General features: G+C 63.0%; 5 protein-coding genes. 4 read left to right on the top strand and 1 reads right to left on the bottom strand.

Translation table 11 applies throughout. The annotated features are described in order from the left end of the window. Together metH and NDI87_RS15475 are read left to right on the top strand one after the other, a co-directional pair. Positions 1–2,590 (top strand): methionine synthase (metH, locus tag NDI87_RS15480; protein ID WP_296276346.1); only part of this gene is annotated, 2,590 nt, incomplete at its 5' end. 25 nt (positions 2,591–2,615) lie between these two features. After that, a complete protein-coding gene (locus NDI87_RS15475; RefSeq protein ID WP_296276345.1) occupies positions 2,616–2,966 on the top strand; it encodes a hypothetical protein in 351 nt (116 codons plus the stop codon). A 97-nt stretch (positions 2,967–3,063) separates the two neighbouring features. Here the strand turns inward: NDI87_RS15475 and NDI87_RS15470 are convergent, their stop codons facing one another. Beyond that, complete coding sequence (locus tag NDI87_RS15470; RefSeq protein WP_296276344.1) at positions 3,064–4,599, bottom strand: YifB family Mg chelatase-like AAA ATPase; 1,536 nt, start codon at positions 4,597–4,599, stop codon at positions 3,064–3,066. Between the two features lie 254 nt (positions 4,600–4,853). On the opposite strand from NDI87_RS15470, the gene glnK reads away from it, so the two are divergent. Together glnK and amt are read left to right on the top strand one after the other, a co-directional pair. Further along, positions 4,854–5,192 carry a P-II family nitrogen regulator gene (glnK, locus tag NDI87_RS15465; protein WP_296276343.1) on the top strand — a complete coding sequence of 113 codons (339 nt, stop codon included), beginning with the start codon at positions 4,854–4,856 and terminating at the stop codon, positions 5,190–5,192. Positions 5,193–5,217: 25 nt separating this feature from the next. Further along, positions 5,218–6,759: an ammonium transporter gene (gene amt / locus NDI87_RS15460; RefSeq protein ID WP_296276342.1), complete on the top strand. Its 1,542-nt coding sequence runs from the start codon at positions 5,218–5,220 to the stop codon at positions 6,757–6,759. Positions 6,760–7,098: the final 339 nt, after the last annotated feature.

Below are 7,098 nucleotides of genomic sequence, written 5' to 3'. Positions count from 1 at the left end.
GCGCCAGCAGGTCGAAAACGGCGCCCAGATCATCGACATCAACATGGACGAGGCCATGCTCGACAGCCAGGCCGCCATGGTGCGCTTTTTGAACCTGATTGCCTCCGAGCCCGACATCTCGCGCGTGCCGGTGATGATTGATTCGAGCAAATGGAGCGTGATCGAGGCCGGCCTGCGCTGCGTGCAGGGCAAGGCGGTGGTCAACTCGATCAGCATGAAGGAGGGCGTGGACGCTTTCAAGCAGCATGCCAGGCTGTTGCGCCGTTATGGCGCCGCTGCGGTCGTGATGGCGTTTGACGAACAGGGCCAGGCCGACACCTATGAGCGCAAGATCCAGATCTGCGAGCGCGCTTACCGCATTCTGGTCGACGAGGTCGATTTTCCGCCCGAAGACATCATTTTTGACCCCAACATCTTCGCCATCGCCACCGGCATTGAAGAGCACAACAACTACGCGGTCGATTTCATCAACGCCACGCGCTGGATCAAGCAAAACCTGCCGGGCGCCAAGGTGTCCGGTGGCGTGTCGAATGTGTCGTTCAGCTTCCGCGGCAACGACCCGGTGCGCGAAGCGATCCACACCGTGTTCCTGTACCACGCTATTCAAGCCGGCATGGACATGGGCATCGTCAACGCCGGCATGGTCGGCGTCTACGACGACCTGGAGCCCGAGCTGCGCGAACGCGTCGAAGACGTGGTGCTGAACCGCCGCCCCGATGCCGGTGAACGGCTGGTGGAAATTGCCGAAACTGCCAAAAGCGGGGCCAAGGATGAGAGCAAAAAGCTGGAGTGGCGCGGCACGCCGGAGCACCCGGTCACCGTGGAGCAGCGTCTGAGCCACGCCATGGTGCACGGCATCACCGACTTCATCGTGGCAGACACCGAAGAGGCTTACCAGCAAATCATCGCCAAGGGAGGGCGGCCGCTGCATGTGATCGAAGGCCCGCTGATGGCCGGCATGAGCATCGTCGGCGACCTGTTCGGCCAGGGCAAGATGTTTTTGCCGCAGGTGGTGAAAAGCGCGCGCGTCATGAAGCAGGCGGTGGCGCACCTGATTCCGTACATCGAAGAAGAAAAATTGCGCGATGAAGCGGCAGGACGCGACGTGCAGACCAAGGGCAAGATCATCATTGCCACGGTCAAGGGCGACGTGCACGACATCGGCAAGAACATCGTCACCGTGGTGCTGCAATGCAACAATTTTGACGTCGTCAACATGGGCGTGATGGTGCCCTGCCACGAGATCCTGGCGCGCGCCAAGGCCGAGGGCGCCGACATCATCGGCCTGTCGGGCCTGATCACGCCGAGCCTGGAAGAGATGCAGTACGTGGCCGGTGAGATGCAGAAAGACGATTACTTTCGCATCCGAAAAATCCCGCTGCTGATTGGCGGTGCCACCACCAGCCGGGTGCACACCGCCGTCAAGGTGGCGCCGCACTACGAAGGCCCGGTGGTCTATGTGCCCGATGCCTCGCGCAGCGTGGGCGTGGCGCAAAACCTGCTGGGCGAGGGCGCGCAGGCGTTCGTGCAAGAACTCGACACCGACTACGCGCGCGTGCGCCAGCAGCACGCCAACAAGAAGCAGATCCCGCTGTGGCCACTGGCCAAAGCCCGTGCCAACAAGACGCCGGTGGACTGGTCCGGCTACCAGCCCACCACACCCAAATTCATTGGCCGGCGTGTCTTCAGGAATTTCGACCTGGCTGAGTTGGCCCAATATATCGACTGGGGCCCGTTCTTCCAGACCTGGGACCTGGCCGGGCCGTTTCCGGCGATTCTGGACGATGAGGTGGTCGGTGCCGAGGCCAAAAAAGTGTATGCCGATGGCCAGGCCATGCTGAAGAAAATCATCGAGGGCCGCTGGCTGACGGCCAATGGCGTGCTTGGCATTTACCCCGCCAACAGCGTCAGCGACGACGACATCGCGCTGTATACGGACGAGAGCCGCAACACCGTCACCATGACCTGGTACGGCCTGCGCCAGCAGGCGGCCAAGGAAGAGATCGACGGCGTCATGCGCCCGAGCCGCTGTCTGGCCGACTTTGTCGCGCCCAGGCTTGCCGCGGACTCAAAAGGCGCGCCAATCAAGGACTATGTCGGTGTCTTTGCCGTCACCGCCGGCATCGGCAGCGAGAAAAAAGAAGCGCAGTTCCTGGCCGCCCATGACGACTACAGCGCCATCCTGTTCAAGTCGCTGGCCGACCGGCTGGCCGAAGCCTTCGCCGAATGCCTGCACAAAAAGGTGCGCACCGACCTGTGGGGCTACGCGTCCCATGAAGCGCTGGCGGCCACCGACCTGATCGCCGAAAAATACCAGGGCATTCGCCCGGCGCCGGGTTACCCGGCCTGCCCCGACCACAGCGTGAAAAAAGACATGTTCGAGCTGCTGCAGTGTGAAGAGATCGGCATGACGCTGACCGAAAGCCTGGCCATGAGCCCGGCGGCCAGTGTCAGCGGCTTCTACATCGGCCACCCGAACAGCACCTATTTCAACGTCGGCAAAATTGGTGATGACCAGCTCAAGGACCTGGCAGCGCGGCGCGGCATGAACGAGCGCGATCTGCAGCGCCTGCTGGCACCCAATTTGTGACATCCCGGAAGATCAGGAGTCATCCATGGCCAAACCACGCAGTGCCCCAGCCCGAACAGGCAGCAGCAAAACCCTGTGGGGCGCGGTGGCCGTCGTCATGGCCATCGTGCTGACCATGGGTGCCATGCTGATCCGCAGCCAGACGCAGCCCCAGGAAGCGCGTTCGCCGGCCCTGCCCGCCAGCACCGAGCCCGCAGCCCATGCATCGGCAACGGCTGACAGCGCCGCCACCGGCCCGGTCACAACAGCTGCCCCAGTGCAACCGGCACCTGCAGCGCAAAGCAGTGGCACGTCGGCCAACGCACCCCGGGCGGTTCAGCTGCGCGCGTCAGAGCCTGCCGTGGCGCGCGCCCCGGCACCCGGCGTCAGCCGCTGAACCCTGACGACGCCGGCCTGGCCTGGCGCAAACACGGGCGCTGCGCCAACGACAGGTGCAGCACAACGGCAGCATCAAAACGGCTGGATGGCATGCTTTAGCTGCTACGCAAGGCCCGCCGGTACTGCATGGCCTCGGCCACGTGGGTGACCTGGGTGCTGCGGGCACCGGCCAGGTCGGCGATGGTGCGCGCCACCTTGAGCGCCCTGTGCGTGCTGCGTGCCGACCAGCCCAGCCTGGCCGCCGCCACGGTGAGGAATTGGGCCGCCGCCTCGTCCAGCAACAAATGCTGCTCCAGCGCCCGCCCCTGCAAGGCCTGGTTGCTCACCCCCTGGCGCGCCATCGAGCGCTCACGGGCCGCCATGCAGCGCGCGCGGATGTCGGTGCTGGACTCACCGGCTGGCGCTTGCATCAATTCGTTGCTGGCGACGGCGGGCACGTCCACATGCAGGTCGATACGGTCAATCAGCGGGCCGCTGAGCTTGCCCTGGTAACGCGCCACCTGGTCGGGCGTGCAGCGGCAGGTCTTTTGCGTTGAGCCCAGATAGCCGCAGGGGCAGGGGTTCATGGCCGCGATCAACTGGAACCGGGCCGGGAAATCGGCGCGCCGCGCCGCCCGGGAAATGGTGATGCGCCCGGTCTCCAGCGGCTCGCGCAGGGCCTCCAGCGCGGCGCGCGAAAATTCCGGAAATTCGTCGAGAAACAGCACGCCATGGTGCGCCAGCGAAATTTCACCCGGTCGCGGTGGCGAGCCGCCACCCACCAGCGCCACGGCACTGGCGGTGTGGTGCGGGTGGCAGGTCGGCCGCTGCGCCCATTGCGCCAGCGCAAAACGCCCGCCGAGGCTGGCAATGGCGGCGCTTTGCAGCGCCTCATCGGTGGTCATGGGCGGCAGCAGGCCGGCAAAACGCAGCGCCAGCATCGACTTGCCCGAGCCCGGCGGCCCCGTCAGCAGCAGGCTGTGGCCACCGGCGGCGGCAATCTCGAGCGCCCGTTTGGCACCCAGTTGGCCCTTGACATCGGCCATATCGGGGTAGTGCGCTGGCTGCATGTGCGTCACCGCGCTGACACGGCTCCAGCCGCTGGCGGGCTCAACCGCGGGCGCATCCGCTGCCTGCGGCAGGAAATGCTGCACCACATCCAGCAAATGCTGCGCTCGGTAGACTTGTGCGTCAGGCACCAGTGCGGCTTCTTCGGCGCTGCCCGGCGGCAGCACCAGCCGGGTCACAACATGGCTGGCGTGCAGTGCCAGGCTCATGGCCAGCGCGCCGCGCACCGCGCGCAGTTCGCCCGAAAGCGACAACTCGCCGGCAAACTCATAACCCGCCAGCTTGCCGGCATCGATCTGGCCGCTGGCCGCCAGGATGCCCAGCGCGATCGGCAGATCAAAACGGCCGGAATCCTTGGGCAGGTCGGCGGGTGCCAGATTGACCGTGATTTTTTTGTTGGAGGGAAACTCCAGCCCAGAGTTTTGCAAGGCCGAGCGCACCCGCTCACGCGCCTCCTTGACCTCCACGTCAGCCAGTCCGACCAGCGTGAAACTGGGCAGCCCATTGGCCAGATGCACCTCGACGGTGACTGCTGCGGCCTCCAGCCCCAACAAGGCCCGGCTCTGCACCAAAGACAAACTCATGGCGTAACCTCACATAAAAAAAGTGCGTTTACCGCCAACAGGCAAACAAAATACGCACCATTATGGTGCAAACTGTTTATTTATACAGACATCTTAGCGCAAAGTGCCGCAAGCAGGGCAACAGTCGCAGCGACATGGCTGGAAAAGCGGCTGGCATGAACCCTGCTTAACAAACCTGTCCATTTAACCGTTGGGTGGCTTATGAAGCCTCAATCATCCGGCATCAATGACGTTTACCTATCCAAGGAGTCTGCATGAAACTTGTTACCGCCATCATCAAACCCTTCAAGCTCGATGAGGTGCGCGAAGCGCTCTCCGGCATCGGCGTGCAGGGCATCACCGTGACCGAAGTCAAGGGCTTTGGTCGTCAAAAAGGCCACACCGAGCTCTACCGCGGTGCCGAGTACGTGGTGGACTTTTTGCCCAAAGTCAAAGTAGAGGCCGCCGTGGCCGACGAGCTGGTCGAGAGTGTGATCGAGACCATCGAGAGCGCGGCCCGCACCGGCAAGATCGGCGACGGCAAGATTTTTGTCAGCCCCATCGAGCAGGTCATCCGCATTCGCACCGGTGAAACCGGCGTTGAAGCGCTCTAACAACCAGATACGAGAGAGTACCAACATGAAAAAACTACTTGCCTCCTTAACCCTGGGTTTGAGTCTGCTGCTTGGCAGCACCGTCATGGCGCAAACCCCTGCAGCGGCGCCAGCCGCCTCCGAAGCTGCTCCCATGGCAGCCATGGCCGAGGCCAAACCGGCTGAGACCCCCGCTGCCGCACCCGCAGTTGCGCCCGCCGCACCTGCCGTCGCAGAGGCCGCGCCGGCCCCGGTGCCCAACAAGGGCGACACCGCCTGGATGATGGTTTCCACCCTGCTGGTCATTTTGATGACCGTGCCTGGCCTGGCACTGTTCTATGGCGGCCTGGTGCGATCCAAGAACATGCTGTCGGTGCTGATGCAGGTGATGGTCACGTTCTCGCTGATCGTGGTGCTGTGGTTCATCTACGGCTACAGCCTGGCCTTCACCGAGGGCAACGCGTTCTTTGGCGGCTTTGACCGGCTCTTCATGGCCGGGGTCTGGGACAACGCTGCGGGCACTTTTGCCAATGGCGCCACCTTCAGCAAGGGCGTGGTCATTCCCGAGATTGTGTTTGCCGCATTCCAGGCGACCTTTGCCGGCATTACCGGCGCACTGATCGTGGGCGCCTTTGCCGAGCGCATGAAGTTTGCTGCCGTGCTGATGTTCATGGTGCTGTGGTTCACTTTCAGCTACGCCCCGATTGCCCACATGGTGTGGTTCTGGATGGGCCCTGACGCCTACACCGCCGCCGACCTGGTGGATGGCCTCAATGCCAAGGCCGGTTACCTCTGGCAGACTGGCGCGCTCGACTTTGCCGGCGGCACCGTGGTGCACATCAACGCCGCTGTGGCCGGTCTGGTCGGCGCCTACATGGTGGGCAAGCGCATTGGCTACGGCAAGGAGTCGATGGCCCCGCACAACCTGACCCTGACCATGGTTGGCGCATCACTGCTGTGGGTGGGCTGGTTTGGCTTCAATGCAGGCTCGGCGCTGGAAGCCAATGGCTTTGCCGCACTGGCCTTCATCAACACCTTTGGCGCCACTGCCGCCGCTGTGCTGGCCTGGTGCATCGGCGAGACGCTGATGCGTGGCAAGGCCTCCATGCTGGGTGCGGCATCCGGTTGTGTGGCCGGTCTGGTGGCGATCACCCCGGCTGCCGGCAACGTGGGCATCGGCGGTGCACTGATCATCGGTTTCCTGGCGGGCTTCGCCGGTCTGTGGGGCGTGAACGGCCTGAAGAAACTGCTCGGCGCTGACGACTCGCTCGACGTCTTTGGCGTGCACGGTGTCTGCGGCATCCTGGGCGCCATTCTGACCGGTGTCTTCAACAGCCCGGCACTGGGCGGCCCTGGCTATGTGGCCGATTGGGTGACTGCTTCCATGGTGACACCCGAGAACTACTCCATCGCCTCGCAAGTCTGGGTGCAAACCAAGGCCGTGCTGACCACCGTGATCTGGTCTGGCGTGGTGTCGTTCGTTGCCTTCAAGATTGTTGACCTGACGATTGGTCTGCGTGTGTCTGAAGAGCATGAGCGCGAAGGTCTGGATGTCACATCGCACGGCGAAACGGCCTACAGCCGTTAACCAGAGAGGGGGCTGCCAGCATCAAGGGCTGGCAGCCTTGAAATCAGTATTTCCTTGAACTCCAAAACCCACCCAGCTTCGGCTGTGGTGGGTTTTTTTCGGCTTGATTATTTACAGATGCTTCTGGCTCAAGAACCGCTGGCGGCTCACTACAGGTGAGGATTTCGGTGGCCTGGCGGGTGAGCGCAAAAGACCCTTATGCACAGCTCACAGTTATGGGCAGTTGCCGTCTCCAGCGAGCTGTCTGTCATTGGCAAATCCATACCATGCATTGATCTGACCTCTACATAATTTCATCAACCAGCCTTTGACCAAGACCTTGAACGGCGAGCCGAGGTT

It is taken from the genome of Rhodoferax sp. (assembly GCF_023701345.1).
Classification (GTDB): Bacteria; Pseudomonadota; Gammaproteobacteria; order Burkholderiales; family Burkholderiaceae_C; genus Rhodoferax.
Note: the sequence above shows the minus strand (reverse complement) of the source record. Positions and strands in the feature narration are given on the sequence as shown.